Genomic DNA, 20,369 nt, shown 5'->3' on the forward strand with positions numbered 1-20,369 from the left:
ACCCCCGAACCACCCACTCCCGAGGGCACCGCCATGCCTCGGGTCGCCCGATACATCCCACTATGCCCAGGAGCGATCCATGCGCACCCAGAGCCGACGGAGGCCGCGAGCCACGCTCGCCGCGGTCGCCGCAGGGACGCTGCTCGCCCCGTTGCTCTCCGGCTGCTGGGCCGGAGCCGGCGGGGCGGGTTCCGGCGGCGACTCCCTCAACGTCCTCATGGTCAACAACCCCCAGATGGCCGAGTTGCAGAAGCTCACCGCCGCCCACTTCACCAAGGAGACCGGCATCGAGGTCAGCTTCACCCTGCTGCCGGAGAACGACGTCCGCGACAAGATCAGCCAGGACTTCGCCAACCAGGCGGGCCAGTACGACGTGGCGACCCTGTCGAACTACGAGATACCGATCTACGCCCGCAACGGCTGGCTGCACGCGATGGACTCGTACGTGGCGGCGGACCCCGCCTACGACGAGAAGGACGTCCTGAAACCGATGCGCGAGTCCCTCACCGGGGACGACGGAAAGCTCTACGGCCAGCCCTTCTACGGCGAGTCGTCCTTCCTGATGTACCGCAAGGACGTGTTCGCCGCGAAGGGCCTGACCATGCCCGCCCGTCCGACCTGGCAGCAGGTGGCCGACCTCGCGGCGAAGACGGACGGGGCCGAGCCCGGCATGAAGGGCATCTGCCTGCGCGGGCTGCCCGGCTGGGGCGAGGTGATGGCACCCCTGACGACCGTCGTGAACACCTTCGGCGGCACCTGGTTCGACCAGAACTGGAAGGCACAGCTCGACTCGCCCGCTTTCGAGAAGGCGACGAAGTTCTACGTCGACCTCGTCCGCGACCACGGCGAGTCCGGAGCGGCCCAGTCCGGCTTCGCCGAGTGCCTCAACAACATGACCCAGGGCAAGGTCGCCATGTGGTACGACGCCACCTCCGCGGCAGGTTCGCTGGAGGCGGCGAAGTCCCCGGTCAAGGGCAGGATGGGCTACGCCCCGGCCCCCGTGGAGCGCACCGACTCCTCCGGCTGGCTGTACACCTGGGCCTGGGGCATCCAGAAGGCCTCCCGCAACGCCGACAAGGCCTGGAAGTTCGTCTCCTGGGCGTCGAGCAAGCAGTACGAGCAGCTGGTCGGCGAGGAGATCGGCTGGTCGAACGTGCCGGCCGGCAAACGGGCGTCGACGTACGAGAACGCGGACTACCGCGCGGAGGCGTCCGCCTTCCAGGACATGACGAAGCAGGCCATCGAGGCGGCGAAGCCCAACGACCCGGGAACGCAGCCGCGGCCCGCGCCCGGCATCCAGTTCGTCGGCATCCCCGAGTTCACCGACCTCGGCACCAAGGTCTCCCAGGAGATCAGCGCGGCCATCGCCGGACGCCAGTCCGTCGAGTCGGCCCTGAAGAAGTCCCAGCAGCTCGCCGAGCGGATCTCCGAGGAGTACGAGGGACGATGACCGCGACGACGACGGCCCCCGTGGCCGCACCTCCCGCACGCACCCCGCACGGGCCGAACCCCCGGCTGCGCGCCTGGGCGACCCGGGCCCCGCTGCTGCCCGCCCTGGTCTTCATGATCGTGGTCACCCAGCTCCCGTTCGTGGCCACGGTGGTGATCTCGTTCTTCGACTGGAACGCGCTCTACCCCAAGGCCCGCCGCTTCACCGGGCTCGACAACTACCACCAGGTCCTGACCGACGCCGACCTGCGCCACTCGGTGTGGACGACCGTCCTGCTGACGGCGACCGTGGTGCTGGTCAGCCTGGTGCTGGGACTGGCCCTGGCCCTGCTCCTGGACCGTCGGTTCCGGGGCCGGGGCGTGGTCCGCACGCTGCTGATCGCGCCCTTCCTGGTGGTGCCGGTCGCGGCGGCCCTGCTCTGGAAGCACGTCCTCTACAACCCCGAATACGGCCTGCTCAACGGGTTGTTGCACTACGTGGGCGGGCCCCAGCCGGACTGGATCTCCGACACCCCGCTGCTCGCGGTGGAGGCCTCCCTGATCTGGCAGTGGACGCCGTTCATGATGCTGATCCTGCTGGCCGGCCTGCAGAGCCGGGACCAGCAGCAGATCGAGGCGGCCCGGGTGGACGGGGCGAGCGACTGGCAGATCTTCCGCCATCTGACCCTCCCGCACCTGCGCCGCTACCTGGAGCTGGGGGCCCTGCTCGGCTCGATCTACATCGTCCAGAACTTCGACGCGGTCTTCACCATCACCTCGGGGGGACTGGGCACGGCCAACCTCCCCTACACCGTCTACCAGAGCTTCTACCAGGCCCATGAGAACGGCCTCGCCTCGGCCGCGGGCGTCCTGGTGGTCATCGGCTCGATCGTCATCGCGACCTTCGCCCTGCGGGTCGTCTCGTCCCTGTTCCGTGAGGAGGTGTCCCGCGCATGAACGTCGTACGCAGAGGCGGCCTCGGGCTGCTGGCCTGGGTGACCGGGATCGTGTTCTTCCTGCCGGTCGCCTGGATGGCCCTGACGTCCTTCCACTCCGAGCAGGACGCGGCCACCAACCCGCCGTCCTTCACCGCCGCCCTCACCCTCGACGGCTACCGCGAGTTCTTCGGCACCGGCGGTGGTGCGAGCCCATGGCCCGCACTGGTCAACTCGGTGGTGGCGTCGGTCGCGTCGACCCTGTTCGTCCTGCTCCTCGCCCTCCCGGCGGCCTACGCGCTGTCGCTCCGGCCGGTGAAGAAGTGGACGGACGTCCTGTTCTTCTTCCTGTCGACCAAGATGCTGCCGGTGGTGGCGGGCCTGCTGCCGATCTACCTGTTCGCGAAGAACGCGGGGATGCTGGACAACATCTGGCTGCTGGTCATCCTCTACACCTCCATGAACCTGCCGATCGCGGTGTGGATGATGCAGTCGTTCCTGGCCGAGGTGCCGGTGGCGATCATCGAGGCCGCGCGGGTGGACGGGGCGCGGCTGCCGACGATCCTCGCGCGCGTGGTCGCCCCGATCGCCCTGCCCGGCATCGCGGCGACGGCCCTGATCTGCTTCATCTTCAGCTGGAACGAGCTGCTGTTCGCGCGGGTGCTCACGGGTGTGGTCGCGGAGACCGCCCCCGTCTTCCTGACCGGCTTCATCACCAGCCAGGGCCTGTTCCTGGCGAAGGTGTGCGCCGCGTCGCTCGTCATCTCCCTGCCGGTGCTCGCCGCGGGGTTCGCCGCCCAGGACAAACTGGTCCAGGGCCTGTCCTTGGGAGCCGTGAAATGAAGGCCGCCGTCATCGAGTCCGTGGGCCGCGCCGTCGTCACCGAGGTCCCCGACCCGACGCCAGGGCCGCGCGAGGTGGTCGTGGAGGTCGCCGCCTGCGGACTGTGCGGCACCGATCTGCACATCCTCCAGGGCGAGTTCGCGCCGAAGCTGCCCATCGTGCCGGGGCACGAGTTCGCGGGCGCGGTCGTGGGGGTCGGCACACAGGTCACGGAGGTGTCGGTGGGCGACCGGGTGGCGGTGGACCCCTCCCTGTACTGCCACGAGTGCCGCTACTGCCGTACCGGGCACAACAACCTCTGCGAACGCTGGGCCGCGATCGGTGTCACCACGGCGGGGGGCGCGGCACAGTACGCGGTGGCGCCGGTGGCGAACTGCGTACGGCTGCCCGAGCACATCCGCACCCAGGACGCGGCGCTGATCGAGCCGCTGTCGTGCGCGGTGCGCGGCTACGACGTGCTCCGCTCGCGGCTGGGCGCGCATGTGCTGATCTACGGCTCCGGGACGATGGGGCTGATGATGCTGGAGCTGGCGAAGCGCACGGGCGCGGCGAGCGTGGACGTGGTGGACCTGAATCCGGCGCGGCTGGAGACCGCGCGCCGGCTGGGTGTCTCCGGGACGGCGGCGAACGCGGACGAGCTGGAGCGGCCGCGGGGCTGGGACCTGGTCGTGGACGCGACGGGCAACGCGGCGGCGATCCAGGACGGTCTGGGGCGGGTGGCGAAGGCGGGGACGTTCCTGCAGTTCGGCGTCGCCGACTACGCGACCCGGGTCACCATCGACCCGTACCGGATCTACAACCAGGAGATCACCATCACCGGCTCGATGGCCGTCCTGCACAGCTTCGAGCGGGCCGCCGAACTGTTCGCGAACGGGGTGCTGGACCCGGAGGTCTTCATCAGCGACCGGATGCCGCTGGAGGAGTACCCGAGGGCGCTGGAGCAGTTCGCGGCGGGCGTCGGCCGCAAGATCGTGGTGGTGCCGTAGGCCGGTGTGCCTGCCCTGTCCCTGCCCGGGCCCGTTCGGGTCCGGGTAAGGGAACGGCAAAGTGGTCTCGCTCGTTCACCCGGCATGACAGCTATGACCCCCGGCTCGAACATCCCTCTCTCCACCGCGCGCGTGACGGTGGACGTCGCCGCTCCGGTGCGGCTCGACGTTTCGGGCCTGCTGCTCACCGCCGACGGCAAGGTGCGCTCCGACGACGACTTCATCTTCTACAACCAGCCGAGCGGCCCCGGCGTGACCTACCGCTCCGGAGGCGGTACGGCCCCCGACGCGATCACCGTCGACACGTCCGCGGTCCCGCCGGGCATCGAGAAGATCGTCGTCACCGCCAGCCCGGACGCCGCGGGGCAGACGTTCCAGGGCGTCGAACCGACGGCGACGATCCGCAGCGCGGACGACAACAGCGTGCTGGCCACCTTCACGCCCCCGCAGCTCGGCTCGGAGACAGCCCTGGTCGTCGTGGAGATCTATCTCCGCAACGGCGCCTGGAAGGCCCGCGCGGTCGGCCAGGGGTATTCCAACGGCCTGGCCGGCATCGCCACCGACTTCGGGGTGACGGTGGAGGAACCGGCGCCGGCCGCCGCACCTCGGCAGATGGCCCCGCCGCCGCCCGTGCCGCAGTCGCCGGTGACCCCGGCGGCCCCGCCGATGCCCCCGGCACCGCCCGCCGCGGCCCCCGCCGCCACCGGGAAGATCAACCTGGACAAGGGCCGGGTCAGCCTCCAGAAGAACCAGACCGTCTCCCTCGTGAAGGGCGGCCGCCCGCTGCTCTCGCAGGTCAAGATGGGCCTGGGCTGGGAGCCGGCGTTCCGCGGCAAGGACATCGACCTGGACGCCTCGGTCATCGCCTACGGCCCCCAGCGCAACCACATCGACAGCTGCTACTTCGGCAAGCTCTCCATCGTGAACGGCGCGATCAAGCACTCCGGCGACAACCTCACCGGCGAGGGCGGCGGGGACGACGAGGTGATCGTCGTCGATCTCGGCCGGCTCCCGCAGGAGGTCTCCGGTCTGGTCTTCACGGTGAACTCCTTCTCCGGCCAGAAGTTCACGGAGGTCGCCAAGGCCTACTGCCGTCTGCTGGACGCGGCGACGGGCGAGGAGCTCGTCCGCTTCGACCTCACCGGTGCCGAGGCGCAGACGGGCGTGCTGATGGCCAAGCTGATCCGGCAGTTCTCCGGCGAGTGGGAGATGACGGCCATGGGCGACTTCGTCAAGGCCCGCACCGTACGGAACATGGTGAAGCCGGGCGCCCAGGCCCTGTAGCCCGTGCCCGGGCCGTCCCCGGCCCGGAGTCGCTCAGCCACGGGCGCCCGCCCCCACGGGGGCGCCCGCTGCCGTCACCGCGCCGTCACCGCGCGGGCCGCAGCCCCTCGGTCAGCAGCGACACATAGCGGCGGATGGCGCTGCGGTCGCCCTTCGCCAGCTCCGACGCCGTCGCCACCCCGTGCGCGAGGCGCAGTACGTCGATCGGCTCGATGTCCGGTCGCAGGGTGCCCTCCCGCTGCGCCGCCTCCACCAGCCGGGCCGCCGCCTCCTTCATGTTCGTACCGCAGGCGGTGACCGCGGCCGCGCTGCCGTCCGTGACGGCGGAGCCCAGCAGGGCCTTCATTCCGCGGACCTGGATCGTGCCGACGCACAGCTCGTTGAGCCACTCCACCAGCGCCTCGCCCGGCGGGAGTTCGCCGCCGAGTTCGTCGGCCCGCACGGCGAGCGCCTCGATCCGGTCGACGTAGGCCGCCTCCAGCAGCGCCTGGCGCGTCGGGAAGTGCCGGTACAGCGTGCCGGATCCGACGCCCGCCCGCTTGGCGATGTCGTCGAGGGAGGCGCCCTCCCCATGCTCGGCGAAAGCCTCCGCCGCCACCTTGAGCAAGCGCTCGTAGTTGCGGCGAGCGTCCGCACGCATGGGCCTGACCTGCGTCATCCAGTTACTCCTTGCAAACCGGGGACTCTCTCCGTATTTTGGCAGACAGTAAACGGAGACAGTCCCCGCTTGCTGCGCTCGTCTCTGCGGGTCCACGACCAGGGTCTCTTCGTGCTGCCCGCATGTTCCACCACTTCGCGCGGGGACACCAGACAGGGAGTACCCCATGTCCACGCCGTCCCCTTCCGCCTCGGCCGCCGATGCCTCGACCGCCGAGGTCCCGGCCGCTTCCGCCCCTGCCGCTTCTTCCCCTCCACCCGCGCCACCCGGACCGGCCGCCCGGCCCGGCGCCGTCCTGCTCGTGATCGTCACCGCCTATCTCATGGTCGGAGTCGACTCCACGGTCGTCAATGTCGCCCTCCCCGACATCCGGCGCGACCTCGGCTTCTCCCCCACCGGACTGTCCTGGGTGCTGAACGCGTACACCCTCGCCTTCGGCGGACTGCTGCTGCTCGGCGGACGCGTCGGCGATCTCCTCGGCCGCCGCCGCACGCTCGCCCTCGGCGTCCTGCTGTTCGCCGCCTCCTCGCTGCTCGGCGGCCTGGCCGGCGACGGGGGCTGGCTGCTCGCCGCCCGCGCCCTGCAGGGAGCGGGCGCCGCCCTCACCGCGCCCAGCACCCTCGCCCTGATCACCACCAACTTCCCCGAGGGCCCCCGCCGTCACCACGCCCTCGGCGTCTACTCCTCCACGGCCGGGATCGGCGCCTCCATCGGGCTGGTCCTCGGCGGCATGCTCACCGCCTGGGCGTCCTGGCGCTGGGCCCTGCTGATCAACGTGCCCATCGGGATCGCGGTCGCCCTCGCCCTGCCCCGCTTCGTCACCGAGACCCCGCGCCACGCGGGCCGGTTCGACGCGGCGGGCGCCCTGACCGGCACCGCCGGGACGACCTCGCTGGTGTACGCGTTCATCCGGGTCTCGCAGGAGGGGTGGAGCGACACCCTGGCCCTGCTCGGCTTCACCGGCGCGGCCGCCCTGCTCGTCGGCTTCGCGCTGGTCGAGGCCCGCGCCGAACAGCCGATCATGCCGCTCGCGCTCTTCGCCGACCGCGACCGGGCGGGCGCCTACCTCGGCGTCCTGATGCTGCCCGCGGGCATGTTCGGCGCCTTCTACTTCCTCACCCTCATCAGTCAGGAGGTGCTGCGCTACAGCCCGTTGTGGGCCGGTCTCGCGTTCCTGCCGATGACGGCGGTGATGTTCACGACCGCCCGGTTCGTGCCGCGACTGCTGGCCCGCCTCGGCGCCAAGCCACTGATCCTGACCGGTATGACCCTGCTCGCCGGTTCGGGCCTCTGGCTGTGGCGGCTGCGTCCCGACGACGGCTACGCGACGGGTCTGCTCGGCCCGCTGCTGCTGTTGGGCGTCGGCGTCGGCCTGGCCCTGATGCCACTGAACGCCACCATCCTGGCGAAGGTCGGGCCGAAGGAGGCCGGCGCCGCCTCCGGCCTCCTCCAGAGCTTGCAGTGGCTCGGCGGCACGCTCGGTCTGTCCGTGCTGGTCACGGTGTACGGCACGGCCACCCGGCACGCGGTGGGCAGCCCGGCCGAGATCCTCACCCACGGGGCGACCCGGGCGTTCGGGGCGGCCGCCCTGATCGCGCTGGCGGCCCTGCTGACGGCGGCCCTGGCGATCAGGGGCAGGAGGATCCCGGCCGCGGGCGGCTGATGGGGACCGAGAACGGCCACCGGAGACAGCGCCGTGGCCGGCCCGCCACCGCCGGGCACCGAGAAGGCACCGCGCCCGGGTTCACCTGGGGTGGTGCAGCCAGCGCTGGAGTGCGGCGTTGACGCTGCCGGACAGGGCGCTGAGCTGTTCGATGGCGTCGCGGTCTTCGGGGTACGGCGGGATGCCGGCCACGGTCAGCGCGGCGTGCAGGTCGATGCGTCGCCGGTCGCGCGGACCGATGGCGAGGTCGAGGCGCTCGGCGGGATCCGGCGGCAGCAGGTGGTCCATGTCCCGGTCCGAGTCGGCCGGGCCCGGCCAGACGTCGGCCGGGTCCGGCCAGCGGACGTCGGCCGCGTCGACGGCATAGGGGTCGACGAAGGCGCGGGGGTCGCTGTGTTCGGGGGCGGTGGTCGTCACGTTGCTCTCCTCACCGGCTTCTTACGGTTCTGCCGGACAGGAAGCGTGCGGAGCCCGCGCCGGTTGCGGTCGCGGCCGTACATCACGCTGACGGCGTCATCGGCGGCTCATCCTCTGGTCCGACCAGCGCCAACCGCGGCAGAGCCGGAACGCGCCCCGGGGCGACGGAAACCGGGCTGACGGAGACTGCTGTGGCGGCCACCGACAACACACGCCAGAGGCCCGGTGCGACTGGGCGACGCGGGGCCGGGAGCGCGGGCCCCGGCCGGGGGCGGGCCGGCGCGGCGGGCGGTGAGGGCGCCGGCAGTCGGAGCTTCGGGGCAACGCGGGACACCGGTTCCTGATCCGGTCCCGGGCCTGCCTCCGGAGTCACCCGCGCGAGGCCGTGCCGCGTCGGCTCGGCACGCGGGGCACGGGCCAGGACAAGGCCCGGCGCGGTCTCGCACATGAAGGCCAAGGTTCTCTACGTCGAGCCGCTCCCGGGCCCGGCCGGGCCTGGTCCGGAACCACGCCGGGGGCTCAGAACAGCGCGCTGTAGGCGTTCAGCGCCGGCTGCCCGCCCAGGTGCGCGTACAGCACGGTGGAATCGCGGCCGATCTCACCGCGTGCGACCAGGTCGACGAGCCCGGCCATCGACTTCCCCTCGTAGACGGGGTCGGTCACCATGCCCTCGGTGCGCGCCGCGAGCCGCATCGCCTCCAGGGTCGTCTCGTCCGGGACACCGTAGACGCCGGCGTGGTACCGCTCGTCCAGCTCGATGTCCTCGACGGTCAACTCGCGCTTCAGCCCGATGAGTTGACCGGTGCCGTGCGCGATGCGGGCGATCTGGCGGCGGGTCTCGGTGGGCTTGGCCGAGGCGTCGATCCCGATGACGCGCCGGGACCGCGCGCCCGCCTCCTCCAGCGCGGCGAACCCGGCGACCATGCCCGCCTGGGTCGAACCGGTCACCGAACAGACGATCACGGTGTCGAAGAAGACGCCCGACTCCCGCTCCTGCTCGGCGACTTCGTACGCCCACCCGGCGAAGCCCAGGCCGCCGAGCGGATGGTCGGAGGCCCCGGCGGGAATGGCGTACGGCTTTCCGCCCGACTCCTCGACCTCCCTGAGCGCCAGCTCCCAGCTCTCCTTGAAGCCGATCCCGAACCCGGCCCGGACCAGGCGCACATCGGCCCCGGCCAGCCGGCTGATGAGGATGTTGCCGACCTTGTCGTACACGGAGTCCGGCCACTCCACCCAGCTCTCCTGCACCAGCACGCACTTCAGTCCGGCGCGGGCGGCGACGGCCGCGACCTGACGGGTGTGGTTGGACTGCACCCCGCCGATCGACACGAGCGTGTCGCAGCCCTGCGCGAGGGCGTCGGCGACCAGGTACTCCAGTTTGCGGGTCTTGTTCCCGCCGTACGCGATCCCGGAGTTGCAGTCCTCCCGCTTCGCCCAGAGGGCGGCTCCGCCGAGGTGGGCGGTGAGCCGTTCCATCGGGTGTACCGGGGAGGGCCCGAAGAGGAGGGGGTAACGCGCGTACGAGGAGAGGGTCATGAGGCCTCCTGGAGCAGTGGGTCGAGGGGGGCGAAGGGGCGCCTGGAGCGGGGGTCGGTCAGCCACTCGGCGACTCGGCGACTCGGGCCGCCCGGATACTCGGCCGCCCGGATACTCGGCCGCCCGGTTACTCGGTGGCCAGGTCGTCGGAGTCGGCGAGATCCGCGAGGGTGCGCCAGATCTCCGCGGTGACGCGGACCGCCTCGTCCACGTCACCTCCGGCGCAGGCCTCGATCAGCCGGCCGTGCAGTCCGGCCGAACGGCAGGTGCCGCCTTCGCCGAAGCGCCGTCGCTCCAACCGCCGGATGAGGGGGGTGTAGCGGGCGATGGTGGCGGCGGCCGCGCGGTTGCCGGCGGCCCGGACCAGGACGTCGTGCAGCGCGTCGTCGGCGCGCAGGGCGGCGTCCACGTCCCCGGCCCCCACGGCGGCGGCGAACCGCTCGTTGGCCGCGCGCATCCCCTCGACGTCCGCGGCGAACAGCCGGGGCACCGCCACCCGGGTGGCCAGCTCGTGCATCGCGCCGACCACGGCCGCCGCGTCCCGTACGTCGGCGGCCACCACCGGGGTCACCCGCGTGTAGCTCTGCGGTTTGCTCTCCAGCAGCCCCTCGTCGACCAGCCGGGCGAACGCCTCCCGCACCGGCGCCCGTGACAGCCCGAGCCGCTCGGCGAGATCGGCGTCGCGCACGACCGCACCGGGGGCTATGTCCCCGGCCACGATGGCGTCCCGGATCGCCGCGTAGGCGCGGTCCCTGAGCAGAGTGCGTGGTACAGCCTCCATGAACTGAAATGTTAGATATCAGTCGGCCGGGCGCGCAAGGCTCCGTCCCGGCCGGAAGTGTGGACGCCCGGTCGTCCGCCGGTCATACCCTCCGCCTCAGCGGATACCGGTCCAGGGCGCCGGCCGAGGGCGGTCCGCGGTCCGCGACCAAGTCCCTCGCCCTCGAGTACGCCACCCGGGCAACCGGGCCGACGCCGCCTCGCCGGCCACCATCAAGACGCCGCTGCGCGCCGAGGCGACGCCCGGCTTCCTCGCCGCCCTGCACCCCGCCGGCCGGACGGGCGAGCAGAGCGACATCGTCGACGCGGTCGTCCACTGGGAGAACGCCCCGTTCGTCACCGGCGAGATCCTGCACGTCGACGGCGCCATGAGCGCCACCCACTGACCGGCGGACAGAAACACAGCGATGTACGGCGGTACGACGGACGACGCAGCGATCCCGCGCGGCGTCCCGGACCGGTGGAAGTCCGCGGTCGACGCGCACGAACCCGAGCGGGTCGCCGCCCTCTGCACCGAGGACGCGATCTTCCAGGGGCTGCACCCCGTACAGCGCGGGAAGGCCGGGAGTCGCGGACCACTACGACTCCCAGCCCCTCGGCATGACGGCCGATCACCGGTTTCTCGAGACCCGGCGCCTCGCCGACGACCTGGTCCTCGGCCACCCGGGCGCGGAGTTCTCGTTCACCGACCGGCCCACATCGCCGTGTACCTCGGTGTTCCGCTCAGGCGCGAGGGCGAGGACCGGCACATCGGCCGCTACCAGGTCTCACGGCTCGACCAGCCCTCGCCGGCGCTCAGGCCGCCCACGGCCACCGGGTGTCGTCGGCGGCCTCGAGCAGCGGCACCATCCGGAAGGCCGCGTCCGACAGCCCGCCGAAGGTGTGCCGGTTCCCCTTGCCGGACGGGCCGTGGCCCGCGCGGTAGCCGGCCAGGTTCCAGGTGTAGACCGGCACGTTCGCCGGGACCTGGTCGGTCGGGTCGCCGTGGCGGCTCGCCGCGTACTGCTCGTCGGTGACGATCAGCACCCGGTCGTGGTCGCGGTAGTGCCGGCGCACGGCCTCGGTGGTGTCCGTACCACCGAGGTCTCCGAAGCGCTCCAGAATCTTCAGCATCGACTCCTCCTCACGGAACTCGATCGTGTTGCTGCTGGTGCCGAACTCGACGAGGTCGGCGTCGGCCGCCCGCAGCGCGAGCGCCGTGCCGAAGATCGCCGCCGCGTCGGCCCGGTTGAGCTCGGAACGGTCCGACAGCTTGGCGTAGAACATCGAACCGGACCGGTCGACGAGCACCAGCGTCCGGCCGGGCAGCGCGGGCACGTTGGCCAGCGAGTGGCCGAGCGCCCGCTCCAGCGGGTACGCCCAGCGCAGCGACGGCGCGTGCTGGTACGCGGCGAGGTAGCGGAAGGGGAACTGCCGCGAGCGCGCGACCTCCGCCGGGTCGCTGATCTTCGCCGCCACCCGCGCCGCGACCTCGTCGGAGACTCCCGCCTCGTCGAAGTTGCGCAGGTTCCGCGTCAGAGCCATCGCCCCCATCGTCGGAATCACCGCCTCCCAGGCCGCCTTGTCCATCGGCCCCTGGAGCCAGCCCGCCAGCGCCTCCCAGGTCATGCCCGCCTCGGCAAGGCGCCGCGCACCGCCCGCTCCGGTCACGACCCTGCGCCGCTTGGCGGGTCGCAGCGCCATCAGGTCGCGGTGCGCCGCGAGCACGGGCAGCGACTTGGGCACCACGGCCGTGTCGGGGTTGTGCCGGCGGTCGAGGGCGTACCGGAACAGCTCGCCCTGCCACGGCTTGGCCGGGTCGGGCGCGGCGTGCACCAGGTTGAGGATGTCGCCGAAGCGGTAGCCCTTCGAGGCCGTGTCGTACTTCAGCAGCGACTTGCCGCTGTAGAGCCGCCGTACGGCGTCGGCGATCCCGCGCTTGACGGGCTTGGGGATGTTGCGGCCGTACGTCGCCGTCCAGTACGCGAGCAGCTCGCCGGGCTCGTCCGGCCGCTGGAGCACGCGGTCCACGACCTGCCGGTTCGAGGGACCGTCGGTGGCGCCCGCCGTCAGACGCGCGTGCACGTACTCGGCGGCGCCGACGATCGCGGCGGTGCGGATGTTCCCCTCGCCGCGCAGCCAGCCGAGCAGGCCGGCCGTCCAGGACGGGTCACTGACGGCGAGCTCGCGCACCAGCTCGGCGAAGCGGTCGTCGCGGGCGGCGCCGGTCTCGTAGAAGGTCTGCTGGGAGACGAAGTTGGCGATCGCCAGCAGGAACAGCTCGGAGCGGGCGTCCCGCTCACGGCCTCGGCCGCCCTGGTGAGTACGGAGCACCCGGCCCGTGGTGATCACGGGCGATACGGGCTGCGGCTTACGGGCACGGAAATTGAAGCGCGCCATGGTGAATTCCCCCGAATTCATTGTTCATTCAGTCGTCCATCGGGAGAGGCGCAGCAAAAGGAAGGTGCCCGAGATCAGGGGTCGGCGACGGACTTAGCCAGATGCTCTACCGACTGAGCTACACCGACCTGAAGCCGATGACGGGACTCGAACCCGCGACCGTCCGATCCAATGAAGTAACCGTTGCCTGCGCACCGGGCACCCACCACATGCTGCGCCTCCCGAGATAAAGTCGGCGGCGGCCAGGATTTCTGTTGCAAAGAAGTAGCCGCAGCCCGCGCACCGGGAGGTGCTGTGAAATTGTGGTGTCCAGAGATCGAAGCCGGCGGAACCGACAAGGTGCTCTAACCCCTGAGCTACACCGGCGCGTTGTGCCGGTGGCGGGACTCGAACCCGCGGCCGCCCCATTATCAGTGGAAGTAGGTCCTGCCTTCGCACCTGGACGTGCACCACTTTAGGAGGGCGGCCGCTGATCGAGCGAGTGAATTAACTACCGGGCGGTGTTCACCGCTTCTGCCGCTTCCACGGCCCCGTGATCGCGAGCATGATGCCCGGGGTCTGGATGTTGGCGTAGAGGGTGTGGCCGTCGGGCGAGAAGGTGACGCCGGTGAACTCGCTGTATTCCGGCTCGTCCGCGGTGCCGATGTTCAGCTCGTTGCGGGCGATGGGGTAGGTACGGCCGCTGTCGGTGGCGCCGAACAGGTGCTGGACGCCCTCGCCGTCCTCGGCGATGACGAGACCGCCGTACGGGGAGACGGTGATGTTGTCGGGGCCGTCGAAGGCACCGTCGACGGACGGGTCGGGGTTCACACCGAGCAGCACCTTCAGGGTCAGGGTGCGGCGCTTGGGGTCGTAGAACCAGACGGCGCCGTCGTGCTGGACGGGGCTTTCGTCACGGGCGTAGGAGGAGACGATGTAGGTGCCGCCGTCACCCCACCACATGCCCTCCAGCTTGCGGGCGCGGGTGACCTGGCCTTCGGTGAACTGCTTGCGGACGGAGACCGTCTTGGCGTCGCGGTCGGGGACGTCGATCCAGTCGACGCCGTAGACCGTGCCGATCTTCGTGGCCCTGGAGAGGTCGTCGACGAACTTGCCGCCGGAGTCGAAGCACTTGAAGGCCTGGAGGACGCCGGCGTCGTCGGCGAGGGTGCGCAGCTTGCCGCGGCCGTGGCGGAAGCCCGCCGGCGGGGTCCAGCGGAAGAGCAGGCCGTTGGGGCCCGAGGCGTCCTCGGTGAGGTAGGCGTGGCCGCGCTTGGGGTCGATGACGACGGCCTCGTGGGCGTACCGGCCGAACGCCTTGATCGGCTTGGGGGCGCGGTTGGCGCGGCGGTCCTCGGGGTCGACCTCGAAGATGTAGCCGTGGTCCTTGGTCATGCCGTTCTGGCCGGCCTTGTCCTCGGTCTCCTCGCCGGTCAGCCAGGTGTCCCAAGGCGTGGTGCCGCCCGCGCAGTTGGTGGAGGTGCCGGCGATGCCGACCCACTCGGCGACCTGGCCGCCGGGGCGGACCTCGACGACGGTGCAGCCGCCGGCCGCCGCCGGGTCGTAGACGAGGCCCTCGGTGAGCGGGACCGGGTACGCCCAGCTCGCGCGCGGGCCCTTCAGCTCGTGGTTGTTCACCAGCAGGGTCGCGCCGCGCGGGCCGCAGAAGGTGGCGGTGCCGTCGTGGTTGGAGGGGGTGATCTCGCCGGACTCCAGCTTGGTCCTGCCGCTGTAGGTGATCACGCGGTACTTGAACCCGGCGGGCAGCGCGAGGATGCCATCGGGGTCGGGCAGCAGCGGTCCGTAGCCGACTCCGTGGTGCCCGGCCCCCGACGCCTGTTTCGCGTCCGCGGTGTCCGCCGCGGACTCGGTCTCCGCGGACGCGAGGGCGTTCGGCGCGGTGGCGAGGGCGCCTACGCTGCCCGCCAGCGCGACCCCGGCACCGGTGATCGCGGATTGTCTGGCGAAGTCCCTGCGGGTGAGCGACATGATGTCTCCTGAGACGCGGTGAGAGTGCCGTGGAGGGTGGCGGACCTCGGTTCGGCGTCACCGTCCCGCTCATGCCTGAACGGGAGTTGAACGGGGGGCGACTTCAGGGGACCCCGTTCCATGAATCCGTACGGATCCGGCCACGGCAGCCCCAAGGCGCCCGCACCGCGGGAGACTCATCCGCCCTGCTGTGACCTCGCCTTGAACGCGGCCTTGCGGGCTTCCTTTGCGATGCGCTTGTCCGGATGCAGGCGCCCCATCGCCTCCAGGACGTCCGGGGTCGCCGGGTGGTCGACCCGCCAGGCCGCCGAGAAGAACCCGCCGTGCTGCTGGGCCAGCCCTTCGACGAGGGCCTGGAGCTCCTCGGAGTTGCCCTCGGCGGCCAGCTGCGCCGCCAGCGTGTCGATGGTGAGCCAGAAGACCAGGTCCTCGGAGGGCGCCGGTACGTCCGTCGCGCCGAGCTCGCTGAGCCAGACGCGGGCGAGGCCGCCGAGTTCGGCGTCGTCGAGGACCTCACGGACGGCGGGTTCGGCCCGGCCGCCGACCAGGGAGAGGGCCTGCTGGCAGCGCAGCCGGCGCAGCGGCGCCCCGGGGTCCGAGCCGCGGGCGGCGGCCAGCAACTCCCGTGCGGCGTCGAGGGGTTCGCGGCGGACCAGCCATTGCTCGGTCTCGGCGAGGGCGGCGCCCGGGCCGTAGCCGGAGCTGCCGTCGAGAAGGACGTCGGCGCCCTTGTCGGCGAGGTCGCCGACGGCCGGGGCGTGGAAACCGGCCTCCAGCAGCCGGGCCCGCAGCCCGTACACGCCGAGGGGGGTGAGCCGGACCATGCCGTAGCGGGAGACGTCGGTCTCGTCGACGGGGGCGGCGGGCTCCTCGTCGGGGTCCGCCATCAGGTCCTCGTCGACGGGCCGGTAGGCGACGATCCCGATCGGCTCCAGCAGCCGGAACTGGTCGTCGAGCCGCATCATCGCGTCGGAGACCTGTTCCAGGACGTCGTTGGTGGGCTCGTCCATGTCACCGGGGATGATCATCGACGCGGCGAGGGCGGGCAGCGGGACCGGGGCGTCGCCGGGGCCGTCCTCGCTGGCGGTGAGCAGGTAGAGGTTGCCGAGGACACCGTCGAGGAACTCGGCCTCGGCCTCGGGGTTCCAGTCGAGCCGGGAGAAGTCGACCTCGCCGCCCTCGTCCATCACCTCCATCAGCTCGTCCAGGTCGGGGACGGACGCGTCGGCGAGCACGGTCTCCAGGGCGCCGAGCCAGACGGCGAGGATGTCGTGCGGGGAACCGCCGGTCAGCAGGGCCAGGTCCTCGCCGGCCGTGACGGTGCCGGCCTCCTCGTCGACGACCTCCACGAGCCCGGCGTCCACGGCGACCCGCCAGGCCTCGCTCGCGTAGGCGGCGGCGTCGTCCCCGGTCAGCCCCAGCACCTCGGCGGCGGGGGCCAGCTGGTCCTCGACGAGTCCGCCCCCGGCGTCGACCCGGGTGTCGGGACCGGCCCAGCGGGCGAGCAGGGCGGCCCGGGAGAGCAACGGCGTGGACAGCGCGTCGCGCGCCAGCTCCGCTTCGGGGTGCAGCCGCACCGGCGGGAGGGGGGAGCTGTCTGACATCGGCTGGTTCTCCTAGGGCGCGTGGTGCCACCGGCCCGCTGGGGGCACTGGGCCACTCAGCCTAGACGGGTATGGCCCCATGCCGCCCGGTTCATCTCCCCGCCGGGTCGCGTACATGGCCGAAACCTTGACAAGTGGCGTGACCAGGCAGGAGATTGACGCGCGTAGAAATCCGATGGACATCTGTTCACTGTATTTTCTACGCGCGTCGCGTCCGCCCCGCGGAGCGCGGCCCCCCGTTCCACGCTCCACCCTCGTTCCACGCTCCACGCCAGACCCTCGTTCCACGCTCCACCCTCGTCCCGGCGCTCATGTACGTCCCCGGAGGGATTTCCGTTGCCGAGCAAGAAGTCCGCGCGTCTCGCCGCGCTCACCGTCGCCGCCGTCTGTTCCGCGGCCTCCACCGTCGCCCTGTCCGCGCCCGCGCACGCGGAGACGGTGGCCGTCCACGACATCCAGGGCACGACCCGGCTGTCGCCGTACGCCGGCCAGACGGTCACGGGTGTGGCCGGAATCGTCACCGGCGTGCGCACCTACGGATCGTCCAGAGGCTTCTGGATCCAGGATCCGAATCCGGACGCCGACCCGGCCACCAGTGAGGGCGTCTTCGTCTTCACCAGCTCCACCCCGAAGGTCGCCGTCGGTGACTCGGTCACGGTCACCGGCACGGTCTCGGAGTTCGTCCCGGGCGGTGCCTCGACCGGCAACCAGACCGTCACGGAGATCACCAAGCCGACGGTGGCGGTCGTCTCCAGCGGCAACGCGGTCCCGGCCGCGACGGTCGTGAACGCGAAGTCGGTCCCGGCCGCGTACACCCCGGCCGGCGACACCGCCGCGAGCAACTCGATCAACGCTCTCACCCTGCGGCCCGCCACGTACGCCCTGGACTACTACGAGTCCCTCGAGGGCATGAACGTCCAGGTCACCGACGCCCGCGTGGTCACCGCCACCGACCCGTACACCGAACTGTGGGTCACGGTGAAGCCGCGCGAGAACACCAGCCGCGGCGGGGGCGCGCTGTACGGCTCCTACACCTCGCAGAACACCGGCCGGCTCCAGATCCAGTCGCTCGGCGCGACGGCGGACTTCCCCGTCGCGAACGTCGGCGACTCCCTCACCGGCGTCACCGCGGGCCCGCTCGACTACAACCAGTTCGGCGGCTACACCCTCGTCGCGAACCGGCTCGGCACGCTGAAGAGCGGCGGCCTGGAGCGGGAGACGACGCAGAAGCAGAAGAAGGGCGAGCTGGCGGTCGCGACGTACAACGTCGAGAACCTCGACCCGTCCGACGCCACGTTCGAGGAGCACGCCTCCGCGATCGTGAACAACCTGAAGTCGCCCGACATCGTGTCTCTGGAGGAGATCCAGGACAACAACGGCGCCACCAACGACGGTACCGTCGCCGCCGATGTGACGGTCGGCAAGCTGATCGACGCGATCGTGGCCGCGGGCGGCCCGAAGTACGACTGGCGCTCGATCGACCCGACGAACAACACCGACGGCGGCGAGCCGGGCGGGAACATCCGTCAGGTGTTCCTGTTCAACCCGGAGCGGGTCTCCTTCACCGACCGCGCGGGCGGCGACGCGGCCACCGCCGTCGGCGTCACCAAGGTGCGCGGCAAGGCCCAGCTCACCGCCTCCCCCGGCCGCATAGACCCGGCGAACGCGGCCTGGAACACCAGCCGCAAGCCGCTGGTCGGCGAGTTCGTCTTCCGCGGCCGCACGGTCTTCGTGATCGCCAACCACTTCAACTCCAAGGGTGGCGACCAGGGCCTGACCGCGCAGTACCAGCCGGTGGTGCGCAGCTCGGAGACCCAGCGCCACCAGCAGGCGACGCTGGTCAACGCGTTCGTCAAGGACATCCTCGACACGCAGAAGAACGCGGACGTCATCGCGCTGGGCGACATCAACGACTTCGAGTTCTCCGGCACCGCGCAGCTTCTCGAGGGCGACGGCGAGCTGTGGTCGGCGATCAAGTCGCTGCCGAAGAGCGAGCGTTACACCTACGACTACCAGGGCAACCAGCAGGTCCTGGACCAGATCCTGGTCAGCCCGTCGATCCGGCGCGGCTGCGACTTCGAGTACGACAGTGTGCACATCAACTCGGAGTTCCACGACCAGATCAGCGACCACGACCCGCAGGTGCTGCGCTTCCAGCCGTAACACCTGCGGCCGCTGTCACCGGGGCCGGCTGAACACTCCGTCCAGCCAGCCCCGCCAGGCGGTCTCGTTCGCCTCGGCGTCGGCGTCCGGCGCGAAGTCGTGGACGCTGACGCCGACCGGGTAGCCCCAGTGGTTGCGGCCGAAGAAGCGGACGAGGGAGCTGTCGCCCCGCAGCCCGATGAAGTACGGGTTGCTGAAGTCGACCACGGCCTCGGGGAGCCGCCCCTCGGGGCCGCCGGCCAGGACGCGCGCTCCTTCCGCCGTGTCGTCCGCGAGGCCCAGCGCCCGTGCCACGGCGGTGAGGGCGTCGGGCGTCTTGGACGCGTCGGGCCCGTCGAAGGTGACGAAGGCGACCGGGCGGCCGTCGAAGTGCGTCAGGTACTGGCGCAGTGTGTGCAGGTAGAAGTCGGTGTGCCGGCCCGCCGCGTCGTACTGGTTGTCCCAGTCGTCGACGAAGATGCCGCTGTGCACATAGCGCACCCACGCGCGCCGGCCCTCGTCGCGCGGCTCGACGGTGTAGTCGAGCTGGTTGAGGGTCTGCTCGGAGATGCCGTCGACGTTCTCGACCCGGTTGGTGTAGCGGTGGGGCGGGTCCCAGACGGTGACCGTGGACCCGAAGGGTCCCTTGCCGCCCTCGCGCGGCTCCGGCTCCTCCATCGGCCACAGCCAGCCGCCGGTCCCCGCGGTGAAGGCGTCCCACACCTGCTGTGGCGTGGCGTCGACCTCGAACTCGCGGGCGATCTCGAATTCCTTGGACATGGTTGACTCCTGATCACTCACTGTCTGATTCCGGGGTCCGGGCCTGGATCCGGGCCTGGGGCTGGGTCCGCGTCTCGGGCTCAGGCTGGGCCTGGGGCTTGACCGTGGGATGGACGGCCACGACGATCCGGTGGTCACGGCCGCTCTCGGCGTCGGGGGCGTCGTACTTGCGGATGAGCGCGCCGACGCCCGCCGTCAGCTCCTGGACGAACGCGGCCCGGTCCGCGGCCGAGGCGAAGCGCACCTCGCCGTCCAGCGCGTAGGTCGCCAGGCCCTTGCGGGCCTTCGCGGCACCGGTGAGCAGCGAGCCGACATCGCGCACCAGCCGGGCGCCGAGCGCGAGCAGCCAGCGCGCGGACAGCTGGTCCCGGAAACGGTCCGGGTCCGGCTGTACCGGGGCGAGCGCGAGCGGCGAGATCACGTACGACGCCGCGGTCGCCCGCATCAGCCGCTCGGTGACGTTGCCCTTGCGGCGCTCTCCGGCCAGCTCGACCAGGCCGTGCCGCTCCAGCGCCTTGAGGTGGTAGTTCACCTTCTGCCTCGGCAGCCCGACCTTGCCGGCCAGCATCGCCGCCGACGCGGGTCCGGCCGCCAGCTCGGCGAGCAGCCTGGCGCGTATGGGGTCCAGGGAGACGGCGGCGGCCTCGGGGTCCTCGATCACGGTCACGTCCAGCATGCGTCCACCGTCTCACCGAACACTTTTTTTGTCCAGGAGAATCGAGTGTTCGGTGAGCTGGTGTGTCTGCGCGGCAGTCCGGCAGGTTCCGGCAGTCCGGCAGTCCGGCAGTCCGGCAGTCCGGCAGTCCGGGTCAGACCCCCGTGGGGTGGAGGGTGTTGCCCAGGTCCACGAGACAGGCTAGGTAGCGGCGAGGAAGTCGCCCTCGACGAGCACCTCCGACACTGAGTGTGGCGGGGGCGAGCGGGGGGCGACGGGCGGGGGCGGCCGAACAAAACCACCCACCCCCC

16 protein-coding genes and 1 pseudogene are annotated in these 20,369 nt (G+C 71.4%); 8 read left to right on the forward strand and 9 right to left on the reverse strand.

The features are described from left to right. Window positions 1–79 precede the first annotated feature (79 nt). The 5 genes from ACFVYS_RS29975 to ACFVYS_RS29995 all read left to right on the forward strand — a co-directional run bounded on the left by ACFVYS_RS29975 (window position 80) and on the right by ACFVYS_RS29995 (window position 5,476). Window positions 80–1,450, forward strand: a complete 1,371-nt coding sequence (locus ACFVYS_RS29975; protein WP_389507060.1) for an ABC transporter substrate-binding protein — start codon at window positions 80–82, stop codon at window positions 1,448–1,450. Beyond that, entirely contained in the window at window positions 1,447–2,385 is a 939-nt protein-coding gene (locus ACFVYS_RS29980; protein WP_389507062.1) for a carbohydrate ABC transporter permease, read from the forward strand. The genes ACFVYS_RS29975 and ACFVYS_RS29980 overlap by 4 nt, the downstream gene beginning before the upstream one ends. After that, complete coding sequence (locus tag ACFVYS_RS29985) at window positions 2,382–3,206, forward strand: carbohydrate ABC transporter permease (RefSeq protein WP_389507064.1); 825 nt, start codon at window positions 2,382–2,384, stop codon at window positions 3,204–3,206. Before ACFVYS_RS29980 ends, ACFVYS_RS29985 begins: the two co-directional genes overlap by 4 nt. After that, the gene (locus tag ACFVYS_RS29990) at window positions 3,203–4,192 is read left to right on the forward strand and encodes a zinc-dependent alcohol dehydrogenase family protein (RefSeq protein ID WP_389507066.1); all 990 of its coding nucleotides are present in this window, start codon (window positions 3,203–3,205) and stop codon (window positions 4,190–4,192) included. Before ACFVYS_RS29985 ends, ACFVYS_RS29990 begins: the two co-directional genes overlap by 4 nt. 93 nt (window positions 4,193–4,285) lie before the next feature. Next, a complete protein-coding gene (locus ACFVYS_RS29995) occupies window positions 4,286–5,476 on the forward strand; it encodes a TerD family protein (protein ID WP_389507140.1) in 1,191 nt (396 codons plus the stop codon). 85 nt (window positions 5,477–5,561) lie between these two features. Here ACFVYS_RS29995 and ACFVYS_RS30000 read toward each other — a convergent pair whose 3' ends face one another. Next, window positions 5,562–6,134 (reverse strand): TetR/AcrR family transcriptional regulator, encoded by a 573-nt coding sequence (locus ACFVYS_RS30000; RefSeq protein WP_054239184.1) that lies wholly within the window; start codon window positions 6,132–6,134, stop codon window positions 5,562–5,564. Window positions 6,135–6,300: 166 nt separating this feature from the next. On the opposite strand from ACFVYS_RS30000, the gene ACFVYS_RS30005 reads away from it, so the two are divergent. Continuing rightward, window positions 6,301–7,797 carry an MFS transporter gene (locus ACFVYS_RS30005; RefSeq protein WP_389507068.1) on the forward strand — a complete coding sequence of 499 codons (1,497 nt, stop codon included), beginning with the start codon at window positions 6,301–6,303 and terminating at the stop codon, window positions 7,795–7,797. Between the two features lie 81 nt (window positions 7,798–7,878). On the opposite strand, the gene ACFVYS_RS30010 is transcribed toward ACFVYS_RS30005, so the two are convergent. From ACFVYS_RS30010 to ACFVYS_RS30020, 3 genes are all read right to left on the reverse strand, one after another. Then, on the reverse strand, window positions 7,879–8,214 hold the full coding sequence (locus ACFVYS_RS30010) for a hypothetical protein (RefSeq protein ID WP_389507070.1): 336 nt from the start codon (window positions 8,212–8,214) through the stop codon (window positions 7,879–7,881). 519 nt (window positions 8,215–8,733) lie between these two features. Then, window positions 8,734–9,750 (reverse strand): 1-aminocyclopropane-1-carboxylate deaminase, encoded by a 1,017-nt coding sequence (locus ACFVYS_RS30015; protein ID WP_389507072.1) that lies wholly within the window; start codon window positions 9,748–9,750, stop codon window positions 8,734–8,736. A 127-nt stretch (window positions 9,751–9,877) separates the two neighbouring features. Further along, window positions 9,878–10,531, reverse strand: a complete 654-nt coding sequence (locus ACFVYS_RS30020) for a GntR family transcriptional regulator (protein ID WP_389507074.1) — start codon at window positions 10,529–10,531, stop codon at window positions 9,878–9,880. A 125-nt stretch (window positions 10,532–10,656) separates the two neighbouring features. On the opposite strand from ACFVYS_RS30020, the pseudogene ACFVYS_RS30025 reads away from it, so the two are divergent. Continuing rightward, window positions 10,657–10,916 (forward strand): annotated as a pseudogene (locus ACFVYS_RS30025) (SDR family oxidoreductase); the annotation flags it as partial. Between the two features lie 409 nt (window positions 10,917–11,325). On the opposite strand, the gene ACFVYS_RS30030 reads toward ACFVYS_RS30025, so the two are convergent. From ACFVYS_RS30030 to ACFVYS_RS30040, 3 genes are all read right to left on the reverse strand, one after another. Next, a complete protein-coding gene (locus tag ACFVYS_RS30030) occupies window positions 11,326–12,909 on the reverse strand; it encodes a TROVE domain-containing protein (RefSeq protein ID WP_389507076.1) in 1,584 nt (527 codons plus the stop codon). 504 nt (window positions 12,910–13,413) lie between these two features. Next, on the reverse strand, window positions 13,414–14,877 hold the full coding sequence (locus ACFVYS_RS30035; RefSeq protein ID WP_389507078.1) for an alkaline phosphatase PhoX: 1,464 nt from the start codon (window positions 14,875–14,877) through the stop codon (window positions 13,414–13,416). 176 nt (window positions 14,878–15,053) lie between these two features. Further along, on the reverse strand, window positions 15,054–16,481 hold the full coding sequence (locus ACFVYS_RS30040) for a hypothetical protein (protein WP_389507079.1): 1,428 nt from the start codon (window positions 16,479–16,481) through the stop codon (window positions 15,054–15,056). Between the two features lie 336 nt (window positions 16,482–16,817). Between ACFVYS_RS30040 and ACFVYS_RS30045 the strand changes: the two genes are divergently transcribed. Then, window positions 16,818–18,644, forward strand: a complete 1,827-nt coding sequence (locus ACFVYS_RS30045) for an endonuclease/exonuclease/phosphatase family protein (protein ID WP_389507081.1) — start codon at window positions 16,818–16,820, stop codon at window positions 18,642–18,644. A gap of 15 nt (window positions 18,645–18,659) precedes the next feature. On the opposite strand, the gene ACFVYS_RS30050 is transcribed toward ACFVYS_RS30045, so the two are convergent. Together ACFVYS_RS30050 and ACFVYS_RS30055 are read right to left on the reverse strand one after the other, a co-directional pair. Continuing rightward, on the reverse strand, window positions 18,660–19,403 hold the full coding sequence (locus ACFVYS_RS30050; protein WP_389507083.1) for an SRPBCC domain-containing protein: 744 nt from the start codon (window positions 19,401–19,403) through the stop codon (window positions 18,660–18,662). A 13-nt stretch (window positions 19,404–19,416) separates the two neighbouring features. Continuing rightward, window positions 19,417–20,079: an ArsR/SmtB family transcription factor gene (locus tag ACFVYS_RS30055; RefSeq protein ID WP_389507085.1), complete on the reverse strand. Its 663-nt coding sequence runs from the start codon at window positions 20,077–20,079 to the stop codon at window positions 19,417–19,419. Between the last annotated feature and the right edge of the window lie 290 nt (window positions 20,080–20,369).

This window comes from Streptomyces sp. NPDC058295 (assembly GCF_042880655.1).
Lineage (GTDB): Bacteria > Actinomycetota > Actinomycetes > Streptomycetales > Streptomycetaceae > Streptomyces > Streptomyces coriariae.

What these genes read in the sequence shown, in the direction of transcription:
- ACFVYS_RS29975 (WP_389507060.1), top strand. Translation starts at nt 80, where the DNA reads ATGCGCACCCAGAGCCGACGGAGGCCGCGAGCCACGCTCGCCGCGGTC.
- ACFVYS_RS29980 (WP_389507062.1), top strand. Translation starts at nt 1,447, where the DNA reads ATGACCGCGACGACGACGGCCCCCGTGGCCGCACCTCCCGCACGCACC.
- ACFVYS_RS29985 (WP_389507064.1), top strand. Translation starts at nt 2,382, where the DNA reads ATGAACGTCGTACGCAGAGGCGGCCTCGGGCTGCTGGCCTGGGTGACC.
- ACFVYS_RS29990 (WP_389507066.1), top strand. Translation starts at nt 3,203, where the DNA reads ATGAAGGCCGCCGTCATCGAGTCCGTGGGCCGCGCCGTCGTCACCGAG.
- ACFVYS_RS29995 (WP_389507140.1), top strand. Translation starts at nt 4,286, where the DNA reads ATGACCCCCGGCTCGAACATCCCTCTCTCCACCGCGCGCGTGACGGTG.
- ACFVYS_RS30000 (WP_054239184.1), bottom strand. Translation starts at nt 6,134, where the DNA reads ATGACGCAGGTCAGGCCCATGCGTGCGGACGCTCGCCGCAACTACGAG.
- ACFVYS_RS30005 (WP_389507068.1), top strand. Translation starts at nt 6,301, where the DNA reads ATGTCCACGCCGTCCCCTTCCGCCTCGGCCGCCGATGCCTCGACCGCC.
- ACFVYS_RS30015 (WP_389507072.1), bottom strand. Translation starts at nt 9,750, where the DNA reads ATGACCCTCTCCTCGTACGCGCGTTACCCCCTCCTCTTCGGGCCCTCC.
- ACFVYS_RS30020 (WP_389507074.1), bottom strand. Translation starts at nt 10,531, where the DNA reads ATGGAGGCTGTACCACGCACTCTGCTCAGGGACCGCGCCTACGCGGCG.
- ACFVYS_RS30030 (WP_389507076.1), bottom strand. Translation starts at nt 12,909, where the DNA reads ATGGCGCGCTTCAATTTCCGTGCCCGTAAGCCGCAGCCCGTATCGCCC.
- ACFVYS_RS30035 (WP_389507078.1), bottom strand. Translation starts at nt 14,877, where the DNA reads ATGTCGCTCACCCGCAGGGACTTCGCCAGACAATCCGCGATCACCGGT.
- ACFVYS_RS30040 (WP_389507079.1), bottom strand. Translation starts at nt 16,481, where the DNA reads ATGTCAGACAGCTCCCCCCTCCCGCCGGTGCGGCTGCACCCCGAAGCG.
- ACFVYS_RS30050 (WP_389507083.1), bottom strand. Translation starts at nt 19,403, where the DNA reads ATGTCCAAGGAATTCGAGATCGCCCGCGAGTTCGAGGTCGACGCCACG.
- ACFVYS_RS30055 (WP_389507085.1), bottom strand. Translation starts at nt 20,079, where the DNA reads ATGCTGGACGTGACCGTGATCGAGGACCCCGAGGCCGCCGCCGTCTCC.